This is a genomic window from Acinetobacter sp. USHLN143, from assembly GCF_037145695.1.
In the GTDB taxonomy this organism is placed as follows: Bacteria; Pseudomonadota; Gammaproteobacteria; order Pseudomonadales; family Moraxellaceae; genus Acinetobacter; species Acinetobacter fasciculus.
Window position 1 is genome coordinate 1 of record NZ_JBBCWZ010000050.1, and the last position, 23,765, is coordinate 23,765.

At 41.6% G+C, this 23,765-nt stretch carries 22 protein-coding genes and 2 pseudogenes; 5 read left to right on the plus strand and 19 right to left on the minus strand.

The genetic code is table 11. The features are described 5' to 3' along the window. Positions 1–290: 290 nt before the first annotated feature. The gene (locus WFH18_RS12200; protein WP_121979947.1) at positions 291–1,433 is read left to right on the plus strand and encodes a Shedu immune nuclease family protein; all 1,143 of its coding nucleotides are present in this window, start codon (positions 291–293) and stop codon (positions 1,431–1,433) included. Between the two features lie 111 nt (positions 1,434–1,544). Here the strand turns inward: WFH18_RS12200 and WFH18_RS12205 are convergent. After that, positions 1,545–1,649, minus strand: a pseudogene (locus WFH18_RS12205) (arsenate reductase (glutaredoxin)); the annotation flags it as partial. Between WFH18_RS12205 and WFH18_RS12210 the strand changes: the two are divergent. Next, positions 1,643–1,771 (plus strand): annotated as a pseudogene (locus tag WFH18_RS12210) (arsenical resistance protein ArsH); the annotation flags it as partial. The pseudogenes WFH18_RS12205 and WFH18_RS12210 sit on opposite strands and share 7 nt — an antisense overlap. Positions 1,772–1,880: 109 nt before the next feature. Here the strand turns inward: WFH18_RS12210 and WFH18_RS12215 are convergent. The 3 genes from WFH18_RS12215 to WFH18_RS12225 all read right to left on the minus strand — a co-directional run bounded on the left by WFH18_RS12215 (position 1,881) and on the right by WFH18_RS12225 (position 8,261). Next, positions 1,881–4,055, minus strand: coding sequence for a TonB-dependent receptor (locus WFH18_RS12215; RefSeq protein WP_121979948.1), 2,175 nt, complete (start codon positions 4,053–4,055; stop codon positions 1,881–1,883). 391 nt (positions 4,056–4,446) lie between these two features. Further along, positions 4,447–6,849 (minus strand): glucose/quinate/shikimate family membrane-bound PQQ-dependent dehydrogenase, encoded by a 2,403-nt coding sequence (locus tag WFH18_RS12220; RefSeq protein ID WP_121979949.1) that lies wholly within the window; start codon positions 6,847–6,849, stop codon positions 4,447–4,449. A 170-nt stretch (positions 6,850–7,019) separates the two neighbouring features. Next, the gene (locus WFH18_RS12225) at positions 7,020–8,261 is read right to left on the minus strand and encodes a carbohydrate porin (RefSeq protein ID WP_121979950.1); all 1,242 of its coding nucleotides are present in this window, start codon (positions 8,259–8,261) and stop codon (positions 7,020–7,022) included. Positions 8,262–8,743: 482 nt separating this feature from the next. Between WFH18_RS12225 and WFH18_RS12230 the strand changes: the two genes are divergently transcribed. Both WFH18_RS12230 and WFH18_RS12235 read left to right on the plus strand, forming a co-directional pair. Beyond that, positions 8,744–9,352, plus strand: a complete 609-nt coding sequence (locus tag WFH18_RS12230) for a DUF805 domain-containing protein (RefSeq protein WP_121979951.1) — start codon at positions 8,744–8,746, stop codon at positions 9,350–9,352. 51 nt (positions 9,353–9,403) lie between these two features. Then, positions 9,404–9,820, plus strand: a complete 417-nt coding sequence (locus WFH18_RS12235) for a hypothetical protein (protein WP_005265994.1) — start codon at positions 9,404–9,406, stop codon at positions 9,818–9,820. 219 nt (positions 9,821–10,039) lie between these two features. Here WFH18_RS12235 and WFH18_RS12240 read toward each other — a convergent pair whose 3' ends face one another. Continuing rightward, positions 10,040–10,687 (minus strand): HAD-IA family hydrolase, encoded by a 648-nt coding sequence (locus WFH18_RS12240; protein WP_005265995.1) that lies wholly within the window; start codon positions 10,685–10,687, stop codon positions 10,040–10,042. A gap of 98 nt (positions 10,688–10,785) precedes the next feature. Between WFH18_RS12240 and WFH18_RS12245 the strand changes: the two genes are divergently transcribed. Next, complete coding sequence (locus WFH18_RS12245) at positions 10,786–11,553, plus strand: hydroxymethylpyrimidine/phosphomethylpyrimidine kinase (RefSeq protein WP_005265996.1); 768 nt, start codon at positions 10,786–10,788, stop codon at positions 11,551–11,553. Positions 11,554–11,633: 80 nt separating this feature from the next. Here WFH18_RS12245 and WFH18_RS12250 read toward each other — a convergent pair whose 3' ends face one another. From WFH18_RS12250 to WFH18_RS12315, 14 genes are all read right to left on the minus strand, one after another. Then, positions 11,634–12,692: a DUF1176 domain-containing protein gene (locus WFH18_RS12250; protein ID WP_121979952.1), complete on the minus strand. Its 1,059-nt coding sequence runs from the start codon at positions 12,690–12,692 to the stop codon at positions 11,634–11,636. 3 nt (positions 12,693–12,695) lie between these two features. Continuing rightward, on the minus strand, positions 12,696–15,134 hold the full coding sequence (locus WFH18_RS12255) for an AI-2E family transporter (protein WP_005265998.1): 2,439 nt from the start codon (positions 15,132–15,134) through the stop codon (positions 12,696–12,698). 121 nt (positions 15,135–15,255) lie between these two features. After that, positions 15,256–15,696, minus strand: a complete 441-nt coding sequence (locus WFH18_RS12260; protein ID WP_005265999.1) for a YybH family protein — start codon at positions 15,694–15,696, stop codon at positions 15,256–15,258. 429 nt (positions 15,697–16,125) lie between these two features. Then, positions 16,126–16,488 (minus strand): 5-carboxymethyl-2-hydroxymuconate Delta-isomerase, encoded by a 363-nt coding sequence (locus tag WFH18_RS12265; protein ID WP_005266000.1) that lies wholly within the window; start codon positions 16,486–16,488, stop codon positions 16,126–16,128. A 135-nt stretch (positions 16,489–16,623) separates the two neighbouring features. Then, positions 16,624–16,962, minus strand: a complete 339-nt coding sequence (locus WFH18_RS12270; protein WP_121979954.1) for a zinc ribbon domain-containing protein YjdM — start codon at positions 16,960–16,962, stop codon at positions 16,624–16,626. A gap of 123 nt (positions 16,963–17,085) precedes the next feature. After that, a complete protein-coding gene (locus WFH18_RS12275; RefSeq protein ID WP_004732106.1) occupies positions 17,086–17,532 on the minus strand; it encodes an SRPBCC domain-containing protein in 447 nt (148 codons plus the stop codon). Between the two features lie 252 nt (positions 17,533–17,784). After that, on the minus strand, positions 17,785–18,174 hold the full coding sequence (locus WFH18_RS12280) for a ribonuclease E inhibitor RraB (RefSeq protein WP_005266002.1): 390 nt from the start codon (positions 18,172–18,174) through the stop codon (positions 17,785–17,787). Between the two features lie 260 nt (positions 18,175–18,434). After that, on the minus strand, positions 18,435–19,367 hold the full coding sequence (locus tag WFH18_RS12285; protein WP_005266003.1) for a DUF4041 domain-containing protein: 933 nt from the start codon (positions 19,365–19,367) through the stop codon (positions 18,435–18,437). Positions 19,368–19,974: 607 nt separating this feature from the next. Continuing rightward, the gene (locus tag WFH18_RS12290; protein WP_005266004.1) at positions 19,975–20,640 is read right to left on the minus strand and encodes a pseudouridine synthase; all 666 of its coding nucleotides are present in this window, start codon (positions 20,638–20,640) and stop codon (positions 19,975–19,977) included. 84 nt (positions 20,641–20,724) lie between these two features. After that, positions 20,725–21,438, minus strand: coding sequence for an SIMPL domain-containing protein (locus WFH18_RS12295; RefSeq protein WP_005266007.1), 714 nt, complete (start codon positions 21,436–21,438; stop codon positions 20,725–20,727). Positions 21,439–21,560: 122 nt separating this feature from the next. Continuing rightward, positions 21,561–21,809, minus strand: a complete 249-nt coding sequence (locus WFH18_RS12300) for a DUF6868 family protein (RefSeq protein ID WP_004645921.1) — start codon at positions 21,807–21,809, stop codon at positions 21,561–21,563. 530 nt (positions 21,810–22,339) lie between these two features. Further along, positions 22,340–22,603 carry a hypothetical protein gene (locus WFH18_RS12305; RefSeq protein ID WP_005266008.1) on the minus strand — a complete coding sequence of 88 codons (264 nt, stop codon included), beginning with the start codon at positions 22,601–22,603 and terminating at the stop codon, positions 22,340–22,342. 113 nt (positions 22,604–22,716) lie between these two features. Further along, on the minus strand, positions 22,717–22,938 hold the full coding sequence (locus tag WFH18_RS12310; RefSeq protein ID WP_016806680.1) for a hypothetical protein: 222 nt from the start codon (positions 22,936–22,938) through the stop codon (positions 22,717–22,719). A 146-nt stretch (positions 22,939–23,084) separates the two neighbouring features. After that, positions 23,085–23,426 carry a hypothetical protein gene (locus WFH18_RS12315; protein WP_004645924.1) on the minus strand — a complete coding sequence of 114 codons (342 nt, stop codon included), beginning with the start codon at positions 23,424–23,426 and terminating at the stop codon, positions 23,085–23,087. Positions 23,427–23,765: the final 339 nt, after the last annotated feature.

The following is a 23,765-nucleotide window of genomic DNA, read 5'->3' on the forward strand; positions in this document are numbered from 1 at the left end:
TAATGCAGTACGATCTTCAAAGTTAAGATGATGGTATGACAATTTTATATACTCCATAAACCCTTTAAATTAATTAGGTGGTTTATGTCGCACTTCAAGTTTTACTCTGCCGTCATTGATTGTCACAATTATGCTTAACATATTGATTTTACGTATAGCAAAATGACAAGCGATGTGTCGTCTTACGTTAGATTTATTTCTAAAAAAAGGGAGGGTTTATCCCTCCCTTTTTTATTGTGATTCAAATTAAAAAAATATTTTTATATAAATCAAATAGATGAGATGAATTTATGAAATATGAACCATTTATGAGCTCACTAAAAACCACTGATGAAGAATATGTACATAGCTCAGATTTATTTACCTTATATCAAGCAAATCTTACAAATCAAACAGGTAAACTTTTAAGTATAATTTTTCCCGAAAAAAATTCAGAAGATTTAATGTTTCAAATAAGTCCCCGGATACGACTAAAACTTGCTTACTGTAAAAATGACGTAAAAGGTTTAACTTTAACTACCTATAATAATGGATTGAAAAAAGGTGAAATACTCCTTTCCTCTTTTACTTTAAGCCATATCATTGAATTTCTAGAGATACTAAAAGCACTCAATATTGCTGAACTCAGTCAACGTAAAATTTCTTTAAAATTAGATTCAAACAATAACCCCAAAACATCTATTACCAATCTAATCACTAAAAGTTTGATTTCTACAGATCAAGCAGAATTAATCCAAAATTTCTTAGAAGAAGGTTTAATCTCAGATCGCGATTTAGTAAATACAGGCTATCGTAAATTAGCATTGCAAAAATTTGAAAAACTTTTGAATGATAAAGAGTATATCCAAATTTATAAGAAGGATAATAATTTAGACAAATCAAATTTAGAAAAAGTTTGGCAACATTTTTTTGAAACCAATGAATGGATATTTGGATATGGCTTAGATTATAAATTTCAAGCAATTCTTCAAAGGGAAGTACATCTAAATACGCCTTGTTTAGATCAAACAAATGCAGTATTAGCAGACTTCTTGCTTGGCGATAAAAAATTTACTACTTTTGTTGAAATCAAAAGACCTGACACTCAACTTTTTGCCAAGAGTTTGAATCGCTCAGGGTGCTGGAGACTTTCTTCTGATTTATATGATGCACATTCTCAGATACTAGAACATAAAGCATGTGGGCAAATTAAACTTCAAATGGGATCAGTTAACTATAATAATAATGGTGAAACAATCGCACAGAACTCTTACGATTCAAAAACAATATTAATTATTGGCAATTGGTCTGAAATTGATACAGATAACAAGAAAAACCAAGAAATAAAAAAGAAGACTTTTGAGCTATTTCGTCAAAATTCTAAGAATGTTGAAATTATTACCTTTGATGAACTTTATGATCGAGCCAAGTTTATTGTTGATCACCATCAATAGTTGGGACTTTATCTAGAATAAGTTTTCAATAAAATAAAAAACATATTAAATAAAAAGCCACCCTTGCGGTGGCTTTTTTATGATCTGATTTATCGTCTTCAATTCTGGAATTTATTTCAACCGCTTCCCTGCTTCATCAATAATCATTTCCCCATCTTCCTTGCTAAAAGCTGCGCGCTGCGGAGCGGAAAGAATGTCTAAAACAACTTCTGATGGAGGAACTTTACAAGTTCACCCTCCTCACCCGCGGTCAGTCTGCTTATCTCACCGATCGATATTCTGAACGGGTGGAAAGTGCCGAGGAATTATCGAAACGGGTGAATCAGCAAAAGATCTAGTTTTATCTCAAATCCTCTGATCAACTTTTCAAAACTTAAATATTAAAAAATCCCGCTCAGGAAACGGGATTTTGTTTTTTGAAAATTTAACAGCCCTAAATCATTTCAATTAAAATTCTTTTGTTACACTCAGACCAGCGCTCCAGTTCCGCCCTTCTGCCGGCTCAAAGAAACGGTTATTGCTTTCATTGACAATCACCGAACCAGAATAATCTTTATTAAACAGGTTATCGACACGCGCAAAAGTATTCACTGCCCAATCCTGCATTTTCCAGTGATAACCTACATTGGCACCAGCGACTGTATAACTTGGTGCAGCATCAGAATTCAAGTCATTCACATAAATCTTGTCCGAGTAACGCACATCCAGACCTGCATGTAAGCCTTTTTCAGGCTTCCAGCCCAAACTTAAAAATGCCTGATTTTTGGCAATCCCCGGAATATAGTTTCCTGATTCAACTCTCGACACTGCAATACTGCCATTCTGATTTAAAATTTCAGGAATATCTGCATCAAAAGTTGCATCTATATAGCTATAGCTGGCCTGTGCAATTAGGTCACGCCATAGGTTTTTATTCCAGGAGAGTTCAATACCTTCTCTTAAAGTTTTATCGGCATTACGGAAAGTAGAGCGACCATTGTCATTTTCTGCAGACACAATATCATTCTCAGTTTGGGTTTGGAAAATAGCAACAGTGAAATCACCTAAAATATTGGCAGATTTCAATCCCATCTCATAGGTTTCACTTTCAGCGGCTTTTAAACTAAAACTGCGGTTTTCTGCAGTATTTGCAGGATAAGACATTTCAGTAAAAGTTGGTGTTTCAAAGCCTTGTGCATAACTGGCATAAGTCATCAGCTCAGGTAAAATCTGCCAGCTTAAGGCCATGGATGGTAATAATTTATCATAAGTGGTTTTACCTGAATTATCACCATTCACATCAGTAATATAATGATCTTCTGATTTAAAATGCACATTGCTATAGCGCAGGCCGGCATCTAAAGTCCAATCGGGAGCAAAATGATAAGAAGCTTGCAAATACGGATCTAAATTCCACAGGGTATTATCTTCATCTCGACGCAGTTCGCCTTTGACTCCCAAGCGATCACCTAAAAAGTTTTGATAGCCTTTACGGTCTTCGGTCATGGCATCTACGGCGACACCTGCAATCAGTTTAGTATTTGGTAGAATATCTTTACCCGTCCAGCGTAAATCTGTCCCATAAAAATTACGGTCAAAATCAATGACACCACCGGGATGATTTCGGGCTAGTTGAACTGTATTAGGTTTACAAATATCAGTATTTTCTTCATATGCACACTTTGGAATCGACTGATATTGCGTGACTGCGCGCTGTCCCCAGTAGGCCATGCCATACAGTTCATGCTGGTCATTGATCGGCTTATTCCAGGTCAAACCTGTTTGCAGTTGTTCAATTTCTTTACGAGCATTGTATTTGGTGACATTACCAACCACTTGCTTCGGATTGGCTTCCCATTGTGGACGAGTTAAACCACCTGGATCATCTGCTTCAATTTTGACGTAGTTATTGACCCAGTTAATTTTACTGCCATCTTCCAGATCCCAAGTCAGTTTGGCATTATTCAGGACTTTATGCGCACTGCTGTGGTCACGAAAACCATCGGTATCAAAATAAGATGAGCTGATGATATAAGCTGGTTCATCGGCATTTTCTGAACCACCTTGCAAAACTAGCTTGGTCTGCCCTTTATTCTGGCTCCCTGCAGAATGCCCCAGTTCAATCGAGTCAGCACCTTGCCCCTCTCGCGTGGTGGTTAAAATCGTCCCCCCGGAAGAGTTGCCATACAGCGAGGAAAATGCACCACCCAAAACCTCAATATGATCCAGACTATTCAAGTCAATATTCGAGGTTTGCCCCTGCCCATCCGGCATTGTTGCAGGGATTCCATCTACATATAAACGCACACCACGCACACCAAAACTGGAGCGAGCGCCAAAGCCTCGCATCGAAATTTGTAGGTCCTGGGCATAGTTTTCACGGTTATTTAACTGTAATCCCGGAACGCCTTTTAATGTTTCTGAAAGGTTCACATTCATACTGTTATCTTGTTCTTGATTTAGATAATACACTGACGCTGGTGTGGTCAATCGTTCCCGATCGGTACGGGTTGCTTGAATGACAATCGTGTCTAACCTTTGGACTTCTTGTATGTCATTTTCTGCATAAATATGCTGACCTACGCAAGCAATCAGGCAGGACAAGGTCGATCTCACGAATGGAAATTTCGGGCTTTGATACATAAATGACAGGCCTTATTTGAAAGTGGTTTAATGCGGCAAATACCTTATCGAGATGGCGTACATCTCATGATTCAATTCATTTTGTTTTAAGCATCGATATCCAATAAATGCGTTGATTCGATGACATATAGTTCGCTCAATGGATAGAAAAACTTTGAGCTTAAAATTCTGTGTTCGGTAAATTCAGACTTGATTAGTCCTTTATCTGAATAGCACTGAAAATCAGCCATATACAAAGAATATTATTTTAATGTGATCTGAATAAAATTGAGCTTTCAGAAACAAATCAACATCATTTCTCTGTGTCCTTAAAACTCGATGTAGGCATTCAACAATAGCGTATAAAAAAGCCTGACGAATCAGGCTTCTTCATACTTAATTAAAGGTTCAACTATTTATTGTCTGGCAAGGCATAAGCCACCAGAGAGTCGCCCATTTTGGTGCCAAAGGAACCATGACCACCGGCCATAATGACCACATATTGCTTACCATTGGCTTCATAGGTCATTGGCGTAGCCTGACCACCTGCAGGTAGACGACCTTTCCATAGTTCATCACCGTTGTTCACGTTAATGGCACGGATGTAGTTATCTTGAGTTCCACCCACAAACATCACGTTGCCCGCAGTTGAAATAGGTCCACCCAGCATCGGCACACCCATTTTGAATGGCGGCAATGGAATGCCTGGCATACTGTCACGAATGGTACCGATACGGCGTTTCCAGGCCACTTCATGAGTATTTAAGTCCACACCTGCAACAAAGCCCCATGATGGCTGTTTACACGGCAGCCCAAACGGAGACAGGAACGCACTGATTTCAACGCCATAAGGCACGCCATACATCGGTTGAACGCCGGCTTCTGTGCCTGCACCTTTAGCCGTCTTAGGACGGTTCGGATCTTGAGGAATCAGTTTTGATACAAATGGCAGGCCAATCGGGTTGGTTAATGCAATTTGACGGTCCGGATTCACCGACATACCACCCCATTCAAACACACCCAAATTGCCCGGGAAGACCAGTGTCCCATTTTCAGAAGGTGGTGTATAAATGCCATCGTAATTCAGTTTATGGAATGCAACACGGCAGACCAACTGGTCAAACATGGTCGCACCCCACATCTGTTTATCGGTCAATTTATCTTGTGGCGCCAGATTAAAATCAGAGAACGGTTGAGTTTTAGAATAGAACTCACCTTTGGTTTGGGGTCCACGTTTCACAGATTGTGGTACCGGTTTCTCGGTAATCGGCACAATCGCTTTACCATTACGACGATCCAGCACAAAAGCATTCCCAGTTTTGGTCAAGACATAAATGGCTGGAACCATATTGCCACTTTTGTCTTTAATCTCGGTCAATGTCGGCTGTGAAGGTACGTCCATATCCCACAAATCATGATGGGTAGTCTGGAAGTTCCATACCAGCTTACCAGTCGTCGCATTCAGGGCCAGCATCGAGTTGGCATAACGCTCGTCCAGTTCAGTCCGGTGACCACCGTAAATATCCGGGGTACCGACACCCGTTGGTACGTAGACGATGTCCAGCTCTGCATCATAGGCCAAAGGTGCCCAAGCATTTGGAGAGTTATGTACAAATTTCTGACCCGGCGCAGGAATCAAATTTGGATCTTCAGCGCCTGTGTCAAATACCCAAAGCAGTTCACCGGTATTGACATCATAACCACGGATCACACCCGATGGTTCTTCAGTTGAATAGTTATCTGTAGTTGAACCCGCAATAATGATCGTAGTGCCGGTTACTACAGGCGGTGAGGTTGGAATATAACCGCCTGGATATGGGAATGGCATATCTTTTTGCAGATCAACTTCGCCATTTTTACCAAAGTCAGAGCAGACTTTACCGGTGGTTGCATTTACCGCAACCAGACGCCCATCATTGACCGGTAAAATGACTTTTTGCGGACATTCAGCCGATGTGGTTTTCTTAGCAGCAAGACTGCTTTCAAAACCAGCCGTATTGTTGACATCATAATAAGATACACCACGGCAGGTTAAATGCTGATAGGTATGATCAGCTTTCAGCTTTGGATCATAGGTCCATTTCGCCTTACCGGTTGCCGGATCAAGCGCAGTCAATTTCTGGTGAGTGGTACAGATGTACATGTTGTCACCCACCTTGATTGGGGTAACCTGATTGGTGGTTTCACCCGAGTCATTTTCAGTCTTGAATTCGCCCGTGTGATATTCCCAAGCCACCTGCAAATCTTTGACATTTTCAGTATTAATCTGCTTTAACGGTGAATACCGTAAACCGGACTGGGTACGACCATAAGCAGGCCAGTCTTCATCTGCCACACCGGGAATTGGCTGGTGAGTTGCAGGCTGCTGGGATTTTAATTCACCGCGAATTTCTTGCGGGTCATTAAATACAGCATAAATCATGACAGCGATGGTAATGGCTAATGAAGCACCCAAGGCAATTTTCGCGGTTTTAGCATGATCAAAGCCACGTGTGGTAGCCGGAATCAGCAGGGCCAGACCAAACAGCCCTAAAATATCTAAACGCGGCGCAAGTGCAAAGAAATCTGAACCGACTTCCCACAGCCCCCACACCACTGTCGCCAAAACGAATATGGCATAAACAAGGAGTGCAGCACTTTTTCGTTTATACAAGAGAACTGCGGTCGCAATAAAGAGAATACCTGCAATGATGTAGTACCAAGACCCACCCAGCACTGCAAGATAAACCCCTCCAATCAGCAGTCCTATACCGAAAACAGCGGCAATGACCGCTAAAATCGTTTTCAGTACTGAACCTGATGATGAAGTATTCATATTGAACACCTATAAAAGTTTTTTTGAAAGTCCATGCACATGACAGGCATGAGCACCCTTATTGTTAAATTCTGAGTTATAAATACATCAATGTCTTAAGCAGGCATTGCCCATTACTGCAACAAAGCACCTAGAGATTCAATAGTGTATTTGCAACTAAAAACTATATTTTAAAATGACGTATTAAACTTGATTCCGCCCACCCAGACATTTTCACCATCTTTATATGCACCGACGTGACGCACATATTGCACATTCGGGCGAATGGTGAGCCAATTAGTGGCATGTAAGCCATAATAAATTTCTGCATCGATTTCTTGATGACGGTCAGCACTGACATCGTCATTCATGTTGATGCGTGCAATACCAAATGCGATTTCATCTTGAGGGCGTGAATCCATTGCACCCTTATAAACCAGCCCGATATTTTGCATATCACTGACATTATTGGTTTTGGAGTCATGCACTGTCGCATTCACAAAGCCGGTCAAACCACGCGAAGTATCTCCGTGATGTGCAGTCAATTGTTGCTTGGCAACAATCCAGCCCCCATGGTGATGATCGGTTTGATCTGGATTGGAAATGACTTCAGCCTCTGCTGTACTGTAGTAATAACCGGCGCGGTATTCACCTGGCAATTTTTGTGTGCCCAGTTTAGGCGTCCAGACCACTTCTGCAGGAAGCATTGCCCCTTTGGAGCCGTCCGTACTCAGATTAAACCCTTTACCACGTTCCAGATTCTCAGGGTTGTATTCATAAGCACCGACCTGGGCATAAAATTCAGGGTTAATGTTGTATTTGACCCGTGCAGCCCATTGGCTTACCGGCCAGTTGTACCACTGATCGCCAACCCAGTTCCCGACTTGTGAACCGCATAGGGCCAGATTCTGGAAATCACAGTCAAAACTATTGAAGTCTTCACCCTCACCAAAGCGTCCGACTTTCACATCCAGTTTTTGTTCCAGGAATTTTTTCTTGATCCATAAATCAGTCAGGCGCCAGGTTTGACCACGGCCCCAGACTTCTTGCACTGAACTCAGATGGCCATTTAAAGCAGCAGCGCTTTGAGACAGTGACTGACCGTTACGCTGGGTCACTGTTATTTGTGCTTCGGTGTCTTGCCAGCCTGCAATTTTTGCCAGATCCAGATGTGCCCCAAAAACAAACTGGTCCGCATATTCAGTTTTATGGTTTGAAGATCTTTGCGCATCGATCAAGGTTGCCATTTCACCGGTATAACCAAAACTGAAATCATAGCCCTGATTTTGGAGTGCTGTACGTTGCCCGTTCCAGTCACCGAGCATCCACGGGCTTTCCGAACTGAAAGCAGCTTCAGCATGCACAGTGGTCGTGGTTAAGATGAAAGAGGCACAGCAAAGGTAAACGGCCTTCGATAATGGGGAGAGATACATTGAATGTGATACCTTCATCACAATATGAAGCTTTTTATTATACGCCTGTTGATTTTAAAAAATCGTTACTAATAGATAAAAAGTATGAATAAAATGTTATATTTATTAGTATTATTATATGCTTTTTGTAAATTTAAAATTTATAAGTATCTGTTTATCATCATATTAAATTTAACAACATCAAACCATAGTTCCAAAGAAAAATTTGATATTCATCAGATAGATTTAGCTTTAATTTCTTATAAAAGATTCAGAGATAAATCAGCTCCATTACTATTTAATTTTCTTCATTTCAAATCATGCAACGCTACATTTTTTGTTGATTGAATACTGAATCACTATTGCGATAAGGCTTTTAAAAACATGAAAAAATTATTGTCATTTCACCATAAACTTTTAAAAATTAGATTATGCTAAAGTTATTCTGATAAGAAATTGCGTCGCTTTAAAACAATAATCTAGCTTAATAGACGAGAACAAGCATGAAAGGTTCAATCCTTGATTTTTCTATTCAACACAATACCGGTTTTATCTCGGGGGATGATAATCAGCGCTATAGCTTTAATGGCGCAGACTGGCGTAGTGAGCGTCCACCTTCACGCGGTGATCGGGTCGATTTTATCGTCAATACCGCGGGTGAAGCATCTGAGGTTTATTTAACCTCAGGCAGTTCTATTTATCTGGGAGAAAAAATTTCCAGTCAGCTTGGCAAATATTCAAATCTGGATCAAGCCGAGGAAAATTACAGCAGCATTGACTGGTTTGTAAAATGTCTGACCAACTATGCAAACTTTTCCGGCCGTGCACGCCGTAAAGAATTTTGGTTCTTTATGCTGTTTTGTGTAATTTTAGGCATTGTTGCTGAGGTAATTGATACAGTTTTAGGCACTAAACCGCTGGTGAATAGCCTGCTTAATCTGGCACTTCTAGTCCCAAGTCTGGCCGTTGGCGCGCGTCGCTTGCATGATGTAAGACGCTCTGGTTGGTGGCAATTACTGACGCTTACCGTGATTGGTATACTGGTACTGATCTGGTGGTGGGCAACTGAAACCAAGCAACAAAACAATGAATATGGTGCTCCTGCCAAATAACTGAACCTTACAAATCCCGTCTTGATACGGGATTTGGTTATCGATTATTTAATGACTAAATATCAGCAAAATCAGACTTTCTCCATGCTGCAAGATCAATTAGTGAAATTTCCAGATGCTGTATGGGTGCAAATCTATAAAGATAAAATGCAGCTGATGAATATAGATGGCACGATTACGCATACCCTGCTACCCGATGTGCCCTATGCCCATCCGCGGAGTATTATTGCCGACTTTGATGCAGCCGCGGTGACGCTGAAACGGCTGTTACCATCGTCAATGATGAAGAAACTATTTAGCTCTATAGCACTGCTGCAAATTATGGATCTGCCTGAAGATGGTTTAACCGAAGTTGAAAAGCGTGCGTTACTCGAACTCGGTTATGAAAGTAGCGTGCAAAATGTCATCCTGTTTGACCATGCAGGAAATGCTCTGACCAAAGCCAGAGTTCCCCCCAACATCGAATGACGATCATCAACATTTTACTGGTGATCATCATTATGGTGGTGCTGGCATCGACCTGGTTTTTGACGCTTTAAATGTTCATCCAAGAGCAAAAATCCCGCACGCTGCGGGATTTTTATTGAGATAACAATCTAATAAGAGAGTTGATCTGTATAGATGTAGCAGCTTATAGACAAAATATCTCTAAAAATCAGCTCAAATAAAATAAGCAAAAATTAGGGTTTATTTAAAATAATCTAGCAACTGATTAAAGCGGTCTATTTGATATTTAGGCTGTGCCAGTGCTAACTCTTCCTGACTACCATAACCATAATTTACCGCAATAGTATCAATACCATTTTGACGGGCACCAAAAATGTCATGCTCACGGTCACCCACCATCAGGCATTGATCGGCCTGTAATTTTTGCTGCTCTAAAATATACTGAATCAGCTCAGCTTTATTGGTTCGCTCGCCATTCAGCTCACTACCATGAATGTCAGTAAAATACTGGGCCAGATCAAAATGTTTCAGAATCTGTTTGGCATACACTGTCGGTTTTGCTGTGGCGAGAAACAAGCGATAACCACGGCGTTTCAGTTCTGCCAGCGTTTCTGCCACACCCTCAAAAACATGATTTTCATAAAGACCCTTCACTGCAAAGCGCTCCCGATAACCCATTAAGGCCTGCTCAGCCAGCACATGATCGGCTTCAACATTTAAAATTTTGGCTAGTGAGGCTTTTAAAGGAGGGCCAATAATCCAGTCGATATTTATCTCGTCACTAATCGGATGACCAATTTTTTCCAGACCATAGCGTGCAGACGTCGTAATCCCCACTTTCGGATCGGTTAATGTCCCATCCAGATCAATTAAAATATTCTTAATCACCGCCTATCCCCTCTCATCAGCACCGATATAAATTAATATCGAGAGTTCATTCAAATTTGCCTATACTAATGCAATTTTAGTGAATGAAGGACATCATTTTGCGCCCTACCGTACTTTGCTTTTCCGGTTTAGACCCTTCAGGTGGAGCCGGCCTTCAAGCAGATATTGAAGCTATTGGTCAAAGTGGTGCACATGCGGCAATTGCCTGCACAGCCCTCACTATTCAAAATTCACAGCAGGTTTTTGGTTTCGAAGCCACTTCCAGAGAATTGCTATTGGCACAGGCCAATGCGGTGGTCAATGACCTGCCCATTCGTTGCGTAAAATCTGGCATGTTAGGCACTACAGACAATATCGCGGCTCTGGCCGAGTTTCTGACTGTACATCCAGATTATCTGTATGTGCTGGATCCGGTTTTGGTCGCCAATAGTGGCGGCTCGCTGGGTAATCAGGAAACGCTGGTCAAAGCATTTACCCAGCTGATTCCATTGGCCACCATTTTAACGCCCAATACGGTTGAACTGCGTGCCCTGACGGGTGAGCAAGACCTCAAACTGGCCACTCAAAAATTATTTGAAATGGGTGCACAGGCAGTTTTGGTCAAAGGTGGCCATGAAGATACGCCAGATTACATTCAGAACAGTCTGTATATCGCAGGTGAGCTGGTCAACGAAACTCGCTGTCCACGTCTGCCAGGTGAATATCATGGCTCTGGTTGTTCATTGGCCAGTTTCATTGCTGGACGTCTGGCCATGGGTGATCAGTTGAAAACCGCGGTACAGCATGCTGAAACCTGGTTATTTGGGGTATTAAAAAATGCTGAAATTCCTGTTCCAAATGGTCAGAGAATTCCAAAGCGTTTTTAAAATTACATCTCTTAAAATCAAAACTAGAAAAAAGCCTGAGTCATTCAGGCTTTTTTATCACTGCTATTTTTTAAACAATACTATTTGGCCTGATAAATGATTTTGCTTACATAGGTCGGTAAATTCCAAGCACCACCGGCGAAGCCTTTGCATTGTACGGTCAGACCACTGAAGCTTTTGACAAATTTCTTGCCATTCCAGGCCCATTCGTTCTGACTCAGACAATCGCCCAAACCACGCACTTTATGCCCGGAAAATATCTGGCCTTGGTTAAATGTTTCTCCCGAGGTCGTCACCAACTGTTTAAATTGCTTGTTTCGATCCATCAGCCAGAAGCCACTACCCATATTATAAGCCCCACGCCAGCATGGAATCTGAATCAGTTGATTCTGGGCATTAATGGGATAAATGGTCATAACATCATCATCCAGAAAACGCTGGCTAAACAGCAAATCACATTGATCTTCCTTGGTGGTGGCTTGCAGTTTTCGAATCATCTGCTGACTTGTTGCCGTATTCAGTTTTGCTTGAGTGACTTTGCCTGACTGATATTTTGGTATCTGAATTTTCGGTATCGCTGCAGCTTTGAGCACCGCCTGATTGGATTTTTTCCCCGGCCTGATCAAGGCTGAGGGCGTAGAAAGTCGACGCTGAAATTCATCCATCTTGAGTAAAACGGCACTGGCACCGGAATTCGACAGGTTCCAGCGTGATTGCGTATTCTTAAATACAACCGGAGCTGTTCCCTGTACAGCTTTTAGCAAGGCTCGCGTTTGATCAGTACTGAGTTGCCCTATTCCCTCCCGATTCAGAACAATCACGCCATAAGGTGTGCTGGCAATTTGCAATTGAAGCTGTCGTGTAGGTGTGGCAGCAGCTAAGGGTAAAATCTGGACCTGAGCTTTGATGCTACTGTTTGTCCCAGCAGCACGCTCTAGTAGCACCGAAACCGGCTGATCAATATATTGATCCGATTGATAACCGGCAGCGCGGCAGGTGCCGGTATTATCACAGGCAATTTCCCAGTCTTTATGTGAAAAATGCAGTCCCTGAATGGCCGCCAGACTTAATGAGCTGATACTGGCTAGACCAAATGTGATACTCATGATTTTGATGCTGTAGATCCATCTTTGTTTCATCGTTTAGTCCTTATTTAAAATGCTTGCTGAGGTGGCAGGCTGCATCTGCTCAATCTGCTTCTGTTTATCTTTTTTCTTGCGCTCATTGCTCAAAGTCGCCATTAAATCCTGCGCCAAAGCCTTAAGCAGAATCATATCTTCGGCCTGCATCTGTCTCGGTTGTTTATCCAGCAGACACAGACTCCCAAGCGCAATTCCATTTTTATCTTTTAAGGGTACACCGGCATAGAAACGGATATGATGCTGTCTTAACTCTGACAGATGCGGAAAGCGCGGGTCACGCTGCAAGTCTTCAATCACCAAAGGCTCATTCTGATAAAGCAGATGGGTGCAGACTGAATCCTTGCACATTTGTCGGGTTGCTACAGGTTCTTGGGTAAAAGGACTGACCGGAATATACATTTCATGCTGATTCAGCCAGGAAATTTGTGCGTAATCAACGTCAAAGGCTTGACGGGCTTCTTCAATATATTGTTTATAAAGGATCTGATGACGATGATCCAATAAACCCAATTCATTTAAAGCCTGTTGTCGTTCTTTTTCATTCTTGATCTCCAGATTCTCAAACCAGCTTTCCCCTTCATTCAAGGTATAAGTCTCGACAATCAGAATCAGATCATCGACATTATTGATCAGTGCCTCCAGCTCAAAACGTTGTTGCAGTTCATCTAGAAGCTCCAGCTGCATCACGCTCCAAGTCGCAAAAATAATTTTCAGTTCAGGATATTGCTGCGCCAGTCTATATTTCAGCAACCGGATCTGTGCCGCAGGCGCATGATGAAAAATCGACACACATAAAATCTTGATCGAAGCTGGCAGTACAATACCCTTTCCTGATTCACTCGATTGAATCAATACATCCGGATCATTTCGGGCAGCAATATTTTTGAGATTCAACGCGTGTGCCAACATGGCAGAAATCTGGGTGTCAATTTCCCAACGTGCACCAACGCAATAGACTTCGGGCTGTTCAGCATTTAATTTGCTCGGATAAGCTTTTTGGAATGCATGATTAAAGAACTGCAAGCCCTGATAAAGACGCAACCGGTGCTCGGCAGTAACATCGGTATCATGTCCTTGAGAATAAATCCGAATGGCTGGAATGGCCACTTCACCATAGAACATCTGTACCCGACGGGCCACCTCCTCCGCACTGGGCTTTTTTGGCAATTGCGCACAGATATAATCATTGGCTACTTGCATTGCATCATTGACTTCGTCGGCTACCAGTCGCTGATAAAAGCGTTCGAAGGGTGACAATACTGGCGTACTGCCAAGCAAAGTTTTGACAAAACCCAGTGCCGGCACGTAGTTGGACAAAACCAGCAGGCAGGCAGTCAAAGGCGTCGACAAGATCAACCCCACCGGTCCCCAGAGGGTGGTCCAGAACGTGGCAGCCAAAATAATCGCTAAGGTAGACAGACCGGTACTTTCCCCATAAAGCCAAGGTTCAATCACGTTATTGCTGATCAGTTCCAGCACCAGAATCAAGGCGACAGTCCAGAGCACCATGTCCCAGCCCGGATCAACGGCGAAGGCCAGCGTAATCGGGAAAATAGCTGAAACGATCGGGCCAACATAGGGCACAAAACGCATAACCACCGCGACCAGCCCCCACATGATCGCTGCCGGCACCCCAATCACCAGCAGCCCAATCGCCATGGGAATGCCATAAGTGACATTGACCAGCAGCTGCATGCGCAAATAGGTTCCGATACTTTTGCCGGCATCATCCAGCGCATCGGTGCCGATATTCAGATTACCGCCCAAGAGTTTCAGAAAACGGTCATGCAAGTCTTTGCCATTGAATAAAATTAATACCATAAACAGGAACACAATCCCGATAATCGCCAGTGGATTCAGAATTTTATTCAACCAGTCTAGGGCAGCCTCTTCACTCGTTGGTTCCAAACCGACCACTTTGACATTCTGCACATTCGGGTCTTCTGTTTCATGTTCGGGTGTATCTATCGAATTTTCTACCGTGTCAAAGGTCTGGATCGCGCCATCCCACATACTCGGTCCCTGACGATAGTTTTCAAGCATTTTTAGTTTCTGCTGGATGGTGTCCTGATATTGCGGCAGTTCCTGACTCAACTTGCCGAGTTGTACTCCCAGATAAGTTGCAGTGCCGCCCAGAAATGACAAGGTCAGGCACATGACCAGGCCAATCGCCGCCCATTGGGGACAGCCCCAGCGCTTTAAGCGAGAAACCAGAGGAGAAAGTAAAAATGCCAGCAGAATGGCCAGAGCCAGCGGAATAAAAATATCACGACCAAAATACAACGCCGTCATGACCACAGCAGCAATTACAAAGCCTGCCATCATTCTGAGTGCATGTTGGGTGCGCTGCCGCTCGGACTGATCCGGCATCAATACTTCAGTCTGTTGTTGCAGGTTGGCCTGTCTTGGTTTTACTTGACTGTTCTTGTTGTTATCCACCTGAAAAGTCCTAAAATATTATTCCTTCAACATAATTTAGGACTTTCTATATTTTTGTTACAAAGGTATTCCTGTAATCATTTGCAAAGATATTTCACTTAAATCTTTTCAGGTAAATAGATTAACTCACGCTTTTGATCCGGCGCATTTTCCGGGTTTCGAGTTGCACAGGGACTGAAGTATGTTGATGCAGCAATTGCCATTTGCCCTGCTGCTTGCTCAAGCACATGCTGACCCGACACCAGCCCAGCTGGAAAATCGGTTCAATCACCGCATAACTCACCCGTACATAACCATCGACTACAGCCAGATCAGAAGTGACATGAATATTAAGGTCTTGGCGTTCGATGCGTATGCCTTCGGGCATAAAGTGCCGATATTGTTGCCAGAGGGCCTGATAGGCTTCGACGCCTTTCACTTCCATACTGACATCGACCAGACGGATCTCCGGTCGGCATAATTGAACAATATCCTGAATATCGAGTCTGGCTATGGCATTGTCCCACTCCTGAAGAAATGCCATGACTTCCCGAGCCAATTGTTCATCCCCAAAAATCTGCATCAAATTTTCCTCAATCGGACAAGTCAGACCTGAAATCTGGGATTCAATCAACTCACCCGATTTCTGATCTTTTGTTCTTATTATTTTGCCTATGCTAAAGCGTTATTCTCGCTTTGCTCTCCCCACTGCCTGATTCGGTTCAGCTCACCTGAAGATTATTTTTTTAAATTATTTTTATTTCAATCAGGATGAATATGCCGTTTCTAGATTGGATGATTCAAAAATCAGCAGCGATTAAAAGTTACTTTAGAACTTTTATCGCATGCCTGTAAATGACATAAAGCGTCATTTAAAAATAGAAATAATTTTAGATCTGAATAAGATAGCAAGCTGTTTCAGACCAAGTCGATCTGTTTATAAATTTCGTATGGCATTGATAAAGTTTTAAGGCATTTGATCCATGTGATATCAGCAGATAAAAGCCATCATTCAGATAATGGCTTTACTATAGGTCTGCTTTGGCATTTCAATGATTTCGACACAGAGCTGTATTTTTAATTCAGGCTGTGGCGCAATATATTGCTGCATGACGTCGAGCACCAATTCGGAAATTTCCTGACGAACTTCGACACTTCGCCCGCTCAACAGTGAAACTTTGGCATGTACATAGGCCTGATCTCTAACCACATTCAGTCCAATCACATAATCCTGCTGCATAATCGCACGACTTTTTAAATCATTGGGATCGCTGACATAGCCGGCGTTAAAAAGTGCCTGATGGCTCGCGACCAATAAAGGTTTGATCTCGATATGTTGCAGATTGTCAGAATATTCCAGATGCAGGTGCGGCATTAAAGTGGTCTCAAATCGAAATGCGAGGATCAGGGCGGCAGGAAAATGATCAGCCCAGAATTTCAGTATTAATGAGAATAATACGATACATTAACCGTATTATTCTCTCGTCAGAATTTTAGTCTAGGGCTAAATTTAGGCTTTCTTGACATATTCGGATTTCAGTTTCATCGGGCCGATCCCCTCGATTTTACAATCGATATCATGCCCATCTGCAGCATCAGGCAACAAATGGATACTTTTGACTTTGGTACCCACTTTCACCACTGAAGATGAACCTTTGATTTTCAGGTCTTTAATCACCGTGACGCTATCACCATCTGCCAGCACATTGCCGTTAGCATCCTTAATGATCACTTGTTCTTCAGTAACTTCACCTTCTTTCCACTCATGTGCACATTCAGGACAGATGAGTAGATCACCATCTGCATAGGTATATTCAGATTGACATTTTGGACAGTTTGGCAGACCCATAAAAACCTCGAAAAAAGAGAAAAATAAAATAAATGAAACAAATAAGCGTACAGTATAACATCTTTGTCAGGCGCGCTGATGGATAGGACATTGGGATGAAACCAACACAGGAGGTCGAAGGAATTAATTGTCTGAAATCTGCGGATTAACCAGCAAAGACAGGAGTTGCAGTGATTCTTGCCAACTCAAATGACACACCGCGGGCGGCACTACATCCGGATAACCCACCTGAATAATATGCAAACCAGTACCGATTGACACTTTTTCAAAGATGATCGTCACCTCTATTTCCCCCTGCAGGTCGGGGGTAGAAAACTGATCGGTATAGCGCAGCAGCTGATTGGGAATGACCTCATGATAAATGCCATGAAAATGATGCTGGGTTCCGGTAGAAAAATTGGTAAAGGTGGTTTTATAGCTGCCGCCGGGTTTGACTTCCGCATGTTCTACTTTGGCAATAAAGCCATGTGGTGCCAGCCATTTGGCCAGTGCATCTGGATGCACAAAGGCACGATACACCCGCTCCGGTGGTGCACTGAACACACGATGCATTTTTAAGGTGTAACTCATTGTTTTGTCCTTTGTTCTTATTATTTTTTTATTGCGGTTTTATTGCGGGATATTCCCTGCATTTTTTGTGACTAAATCATCAGCCTGAGTTAAGTACTCATCTGAGTTATTTTATCCAGTTTTGAACTGGCTATATATAATGAGTATGTATCTATACTCAAGCTCAAATCTTCGTATAGCAATTAAATAAAGCAATAAAAAACCCGGCAGCACCGGGTCTCTTATTTTAAATGGCTTTAAATACAAGCATGCTCAGCTACTACGCAGACTGCTCTCTTCGTCATCTAGCTCATCATCATAGACATAGGCCATGCAACCCCAGCCATCATATTCGCCCTGAAATTGTGCAGCGATTTTGCTGAACCATTGTTCCAGATCCACGATATCTTCGTAGGCAGGCTCCATATACACATAAATCGTGATGATCCATTCCAAAGTATCGCTTTCTTCATCCTGAAACAGGCTAATTTTTTGCTCTTCTTTTAATAGATGCAAGGCACAACGATCCGCCTGTGCTTCATCCGCAAAGGCAATCGAAAATTCAATTTCATGTGCTTCCTGCAAGTCGTCGCCATCCTGCTGCATTTGCCACAGTACATTGCCGTTTTCATCGTCAGGGAATTGATTGTAATCACGTGACATAGAAGTATCCTTATTATGATGCTGTTTTATTCTGCATTTAAGATTAGCTGATTTTTGTACAATTATCGAGATACAGACAAAAAATATTATCTTTTAACCATAAATAAACATATGATTTTTATAAATATAAAAATAAATAAGGGGATCAATATATTCAAGATTCCTCAAGGCCAAAAATCCTGAAAATATCAGGATCTAAACCAACTTATGGCATTCAGAATACTCTGATAAAAATCTTCTAGACCTATGAATGTCATGATCTACGCGATGTGTGGATGCAGATGATCCTGTTTCAGTTGCAAAAGCAGTGCAGCAAATTTGAGCTCCTCTAAACGCAGATTGAGATAGGATTCTTGAATCATCGCCTGACTCAGTGCCTGCCCGGTATAATTCAGCAAGACATAATCATCCTTTAAGGCTTGCAGCATCTCGCCCAGATTTTCTGTGCTTAATTGGGTGAGATATAAATCTGCCTTACAGTTGAAAGCCAGACTAAGGATTTCAATAGTACTTCGACAGCGATTGTCGTCGACATAATTACAGCTCGCCACCTGCTGTGTTTCTATGGCCTGCTGAATTCTGTCACGGACATTGCGTAAATGCCGAACCGCATCCTTTTCGCTATAACCCTCAATCATCTGCTCTAAAACCTGTGTTGCGGGAAGCTGCAAGCCGAAGCGTTTGGCTTGTATTTTATGCTCTAAAGCACTCAATACCTCTTGCAAGCGATGCTGTTGCTTGGCCTGTTCATAATAACCGTGCAAACTTTGTCGGGCCTGCTGCTCGACCTCGGCCAGGGCTTGCGCCTGAAACTGGGCAAGATAATCTTTTACTCTTGCGATATAGGCTTTGAGATCATCGATCATGATCGAAGCATCCAGCTTGGTCACCTCAACAAAGTTTTCGGCCTGCAAGGTCCGGTTAATAATATATTGCTCGATATCCCAGATATCCTGATATTTTTTATATTTATTCAGGGCAATGTTTAAACTGCCATTCTGTACCCGCAATTGGGTAGTTTCATAATTCAATTCATCGACTTGAGTTTCATAATCTGCCAATTTGCTGCGGGAATGATCCAGGTTTTCCTGTAAAAACTGGATATTGCTGCGTAATGAAGCCTGTACCTTCAAGCTCCATAGCAATGCACATATTAAAATACTCGCGAGAACGAAGAGAGCCATACTGAGCATCGTTCTTTCCTTTAACCCCGGGCAGCGCCCTAAACCATCAAATTAAAAATTTATTATAAAGTAATGATTAATTTTGCATCACTTCGGCCAGATAATCAAAGCCGTTGATCAGCACTAAGTCATTTATTCATTTTATTTTTCTATAAAATTTTTATGGGCAAGTCATGTATGACTGACTACTTTCCGGCTCAAGTCAAATCCATTCTGAAACAACATACGATATTTTTTATATCAAAGGATATAATTTAAAAGTTTAAAAATAATGAAAGGAAAGTTTAAAAATAATGAAAGGAAAGTTAAAAAATCATAAAAATAAAGGCATCAGGCCTATGGCAGGAGATAAAAGAATAAAAATTCTCTAGGCTCATCATCAAGAGATAAACCAAACATTAAAAATTTATGTTCGGTAGTGACAACCGATCAGGCAATGGAGCAGTAGAAAATTTCATTTGAACATGCTTGTAAAGCCACTCATCTCCAAGCTGCTCTCGAAATAAATTCTCACACTTTTTATTGAGGTTGCCAAGTTTAAGGGCTTGATCCTCATCATATTTATGAGCTTAAAAAGCATGTGTCCGGCTGGCTCTGATTATTAAGCAGAATCAAATTAGAACGGTATGTCTGCCTTTATTTCGATCGGGACACCACTCAAGGGCTGAGTAAAGGCCAGATAACTGGCATGCAAGGCCATACGATTTAAAGGGCTGCGCTGGGGTTCAGGATGATAAATTTTATCGCCAGTAATGGGATGACCGATATGCAGCATATGCACGCGTAGCTGATGGGAACGGCCGGTAATGGGAGTCAGCAACACCCGGCTAATGTCTTGCTGGGGTAGATATTCTAAGACTTGATACAAGGTTTTGGCGGCCTTGCCCAGTTCAAAATGCACCATCTGGCGCGGACGGTTTTCCCAGTCGGTAATCAAAGGCACTTCGACACTGCCCTCACCTTCGAGTTTGCCTTGTACCAGCGCGACATAATTTTTATGCACCGTACGTGCCTGAAACATTTTACTCACCGCCACTTCTGCATCGCGGTGTTTGGCGAACATCAAAATACCGGAAGTCGCCATATCCAGACGATGGGTAATTTTGGCCTGCGGATACTGATCCAGAACACGTAAATAGGCACTGTCATGATGCTCAGGTAAACGCCCGGGAACCGACAATAATCCGGCCGGCTTTTCAATCACCACCAGATCATCGTCTTCATAAACGATATGCAGCGGCTCTTGCGGTGGACAATAGACAAAGTCGTTATTGATGGGCATTTTAAGGGTACAGCATCTGGAACAATGCGCGCAAAATAACAAGCGGTTTCTGGGCTGTCAATCACGGTGCTTGGGCGAATTAAGCTAATCTGCCAGATAATAATCGACCGTCGAGACTACACGCACTTTCTTCAAATACGGGGTATTGCTGTCGCGATCTTCAATACTAAACAGCCCTTGATTGGCGGACTTGATTTTACCCAGACTACTCTTTGAATCTGCCGCAAATTTTTCTGCCACACTGCGCGCATTTTCGGTGGCTTGTTCAATCATCGCCGGCTTGATGTCATTCAGCTTGGTAAATAAATATTCCGTTCTTTGCCCAGAATCATCCCCTGCAAAGGCAATGCCTTTTCTACCCAAAGCTACCAGGCGACTTTGTGCCGCGCGTACTGCATCTATTTTATGGGTATAGACTGTAATGGTCTGGCTGGCGGTATAACGCAGTGCGACATTGGCATCCCCGCCATATTGCTGGGCATATTTATCAGTAATACTCGGTGAAGCACTGGTAATTTCTTCCACGCTAAATCCTTCATTTTTTAAGAAGGTCTGAATTTCCTGGGTATTGGTTTGCATGGTATCGTACAATTCAGCCAGATCCTGACTGCCGGCATTAAAGCGGATTGGCCATACCGCCACATCGGCTTTGACTTCACGTTCCGACAAGCCTTTGACCGAAACTATACGTTCATATTGTTTAATTTTCAGCGCGCTATTACCCAGAATCCATCCGGCAATAATCATCCCTAAGCCGATCAAGGCACCTAAAATAAGGGCCGGTTTGAATTGATTCATCCTTCAACTCCTTTGAAATCTTTTTTCGTTCTTATTGATCCTGTCACGCTATCAAGTAGCGATAAAATGATACTAATCCAATCCTATTTTTATCACTCGAAGATTTAATCACAACACCGCACTTAGCCTTGATTCATCAGATAGATTGCAATTAACGGTGTCAGGTTAAACAGCAGAATGCCAATTTTATACACCGCCATACCCGAATAATGAATCACATCAAAACTGGTATCTGACAGCCGAAACCATTTTCCATGCACCTGCTTCATCCAGTTTCGGGCAAAGACAAAGACCATGAACCAGATCATGAGAATGACATAATTAATGAGTGTGCAAAACAGTAAAAAACGACACCAGATATCGAGATTCATGAGGATTCCCCTAAGGGACAACTAATATTTTTAAAATAACAGATCATGTTGAGAAATGAAGGGCTTATTTGTATCTTGCTTGGATAAATATTTTTCTTAAATTTATGATTTATATTTATTTTAATTTTTTATTCTGCGTGTATCGCTAGAGAATTTTTTAGGGTGTTGGGAAAACTCGCAATGGTTTACTTCAACTATCATTCTTTGTAAGACCTGATCTTATAGCCTATAAACTTTTGGTCTATAGCGTCCTAAGCCGAATCGAGACCTTTTGGGTTCGTACTGCACTCGCGTTTTGCGCCGCTCACAGCATGCTACTCTTTCCGATCCCATCACACCCTTGAAAGCTATATTAGGCAAAGATGGACGGGATTAATTTCCTATGTTTTTTTAATTTGCATTAAATATGAAAATTTATTTCACTATAAACCCTAATATAGAGAAATAAATTCCATTTCTGATTTTTTACGCTTTTTTATTCGCCAAAATTAGACTTTATTGCAATTTATATTCAGAACGGGATTGCTGTTTTATTGAAAGAATGTCCCCTGAATCCATTGCGCACTAAACCACCAGGCACTGATCGCGGACATCCCGCAAAGAAGATTAGCCAAAACCTTGTTGAGTCTGGTCAGTTCAGAACTATAAATTTTCAGGTTAAGTAGATAGGCGATCACAGCATAAAAGGTGCCAATCGCGCCCCCAAAAAGAATCAGGATCAGTGGCCATGCAGAACAGAAATGGGCTTTTTTATCTAATTTTCCTGACTCTGGTGCGTGCTGTTGAATATCCATAGGTGATAGCCCTCTTTTTAATATATGCACTTGCACTATTTCTAGGCAGATATTTACTCTTTAGAAAATATTTGCCTTTTAGGACTTTCATTGAAGCAAGAAGCAGACCAGTTTTAACGTACAAAAAGCTGTCGAGTATGATGATTGATATAGGCATTTAGCCCATCGCCATATTGGGCAAGCTGTTTCATGTTTTCGACATGCTGATAGCCGGCACTGCTATAGCTGTAGGTATAAACTTTCGAGGTTTTCTTAAATTGAACCCGAATAAACTCGTTACCAATCTCGTAATTGGCAACACCTGAGTCATGATTAAGATCAAGATAATATTGCAATTGAGCTGCACTAAACACGATGAATCTAGGGTTTTATATGGGGTTTTATTGGTTAATTTTCAAACAATAATATTTTAAGAAAATAAAATCTATAAAAAAAATATCCCATTATTTAATGGGATATTTTTTAAATCGGAGTGAACTATTTAACAATTAGGATCCACTACAAAACTTGTCTGGCTGAATTTTTGCCATGCACCAGTAGCAGCACCATCCACAACGAGAATAGAGATAATTCCCCAATCCAAGAAAACACCTAATAGAGTTGTTGGATCAAAAGTTTTTTGTGGAATAACAATGTTGGTTTGGCAGCCTTGCTTCTCTGCTTTAATTACATAATTTTCTTTCTTTTTGAAAGTATAAACAGTATTACGCTGACCCATATATTCTTCATTGACATATAACTTAGCCAATTCATCGTTACTACGGATATTCACAGTTTGTGTTGAACCATTAAACATCGTCGCACAGCCTGAAGTAAATAACATCACACTTCCTATTACTAAAGCTGTAAATTTTTTCATTGTTTCCCCCCGGAAATATCTAACCTTAATTCTAAGTGGTTAGCTAATTTTTAAAGCAGACAACCTATACCTTTTATAACAATAGTTCAAATAATTTTTTGAATTTATTATAATTTTTTACTTTAAACCAAGATTCTCCTCCCGATATAAAACTGTTTTCTCATAATAATTTTTTATTTCTATGTAAGTATCTAGGACTTACGCATTGACGGATTCAAAAAAGTATTAAAATACTTTATAAAGTATCTGTGATCAGACGAATTAAACATGCTTCTACAGCAACTTGTACATTACCCATTTATA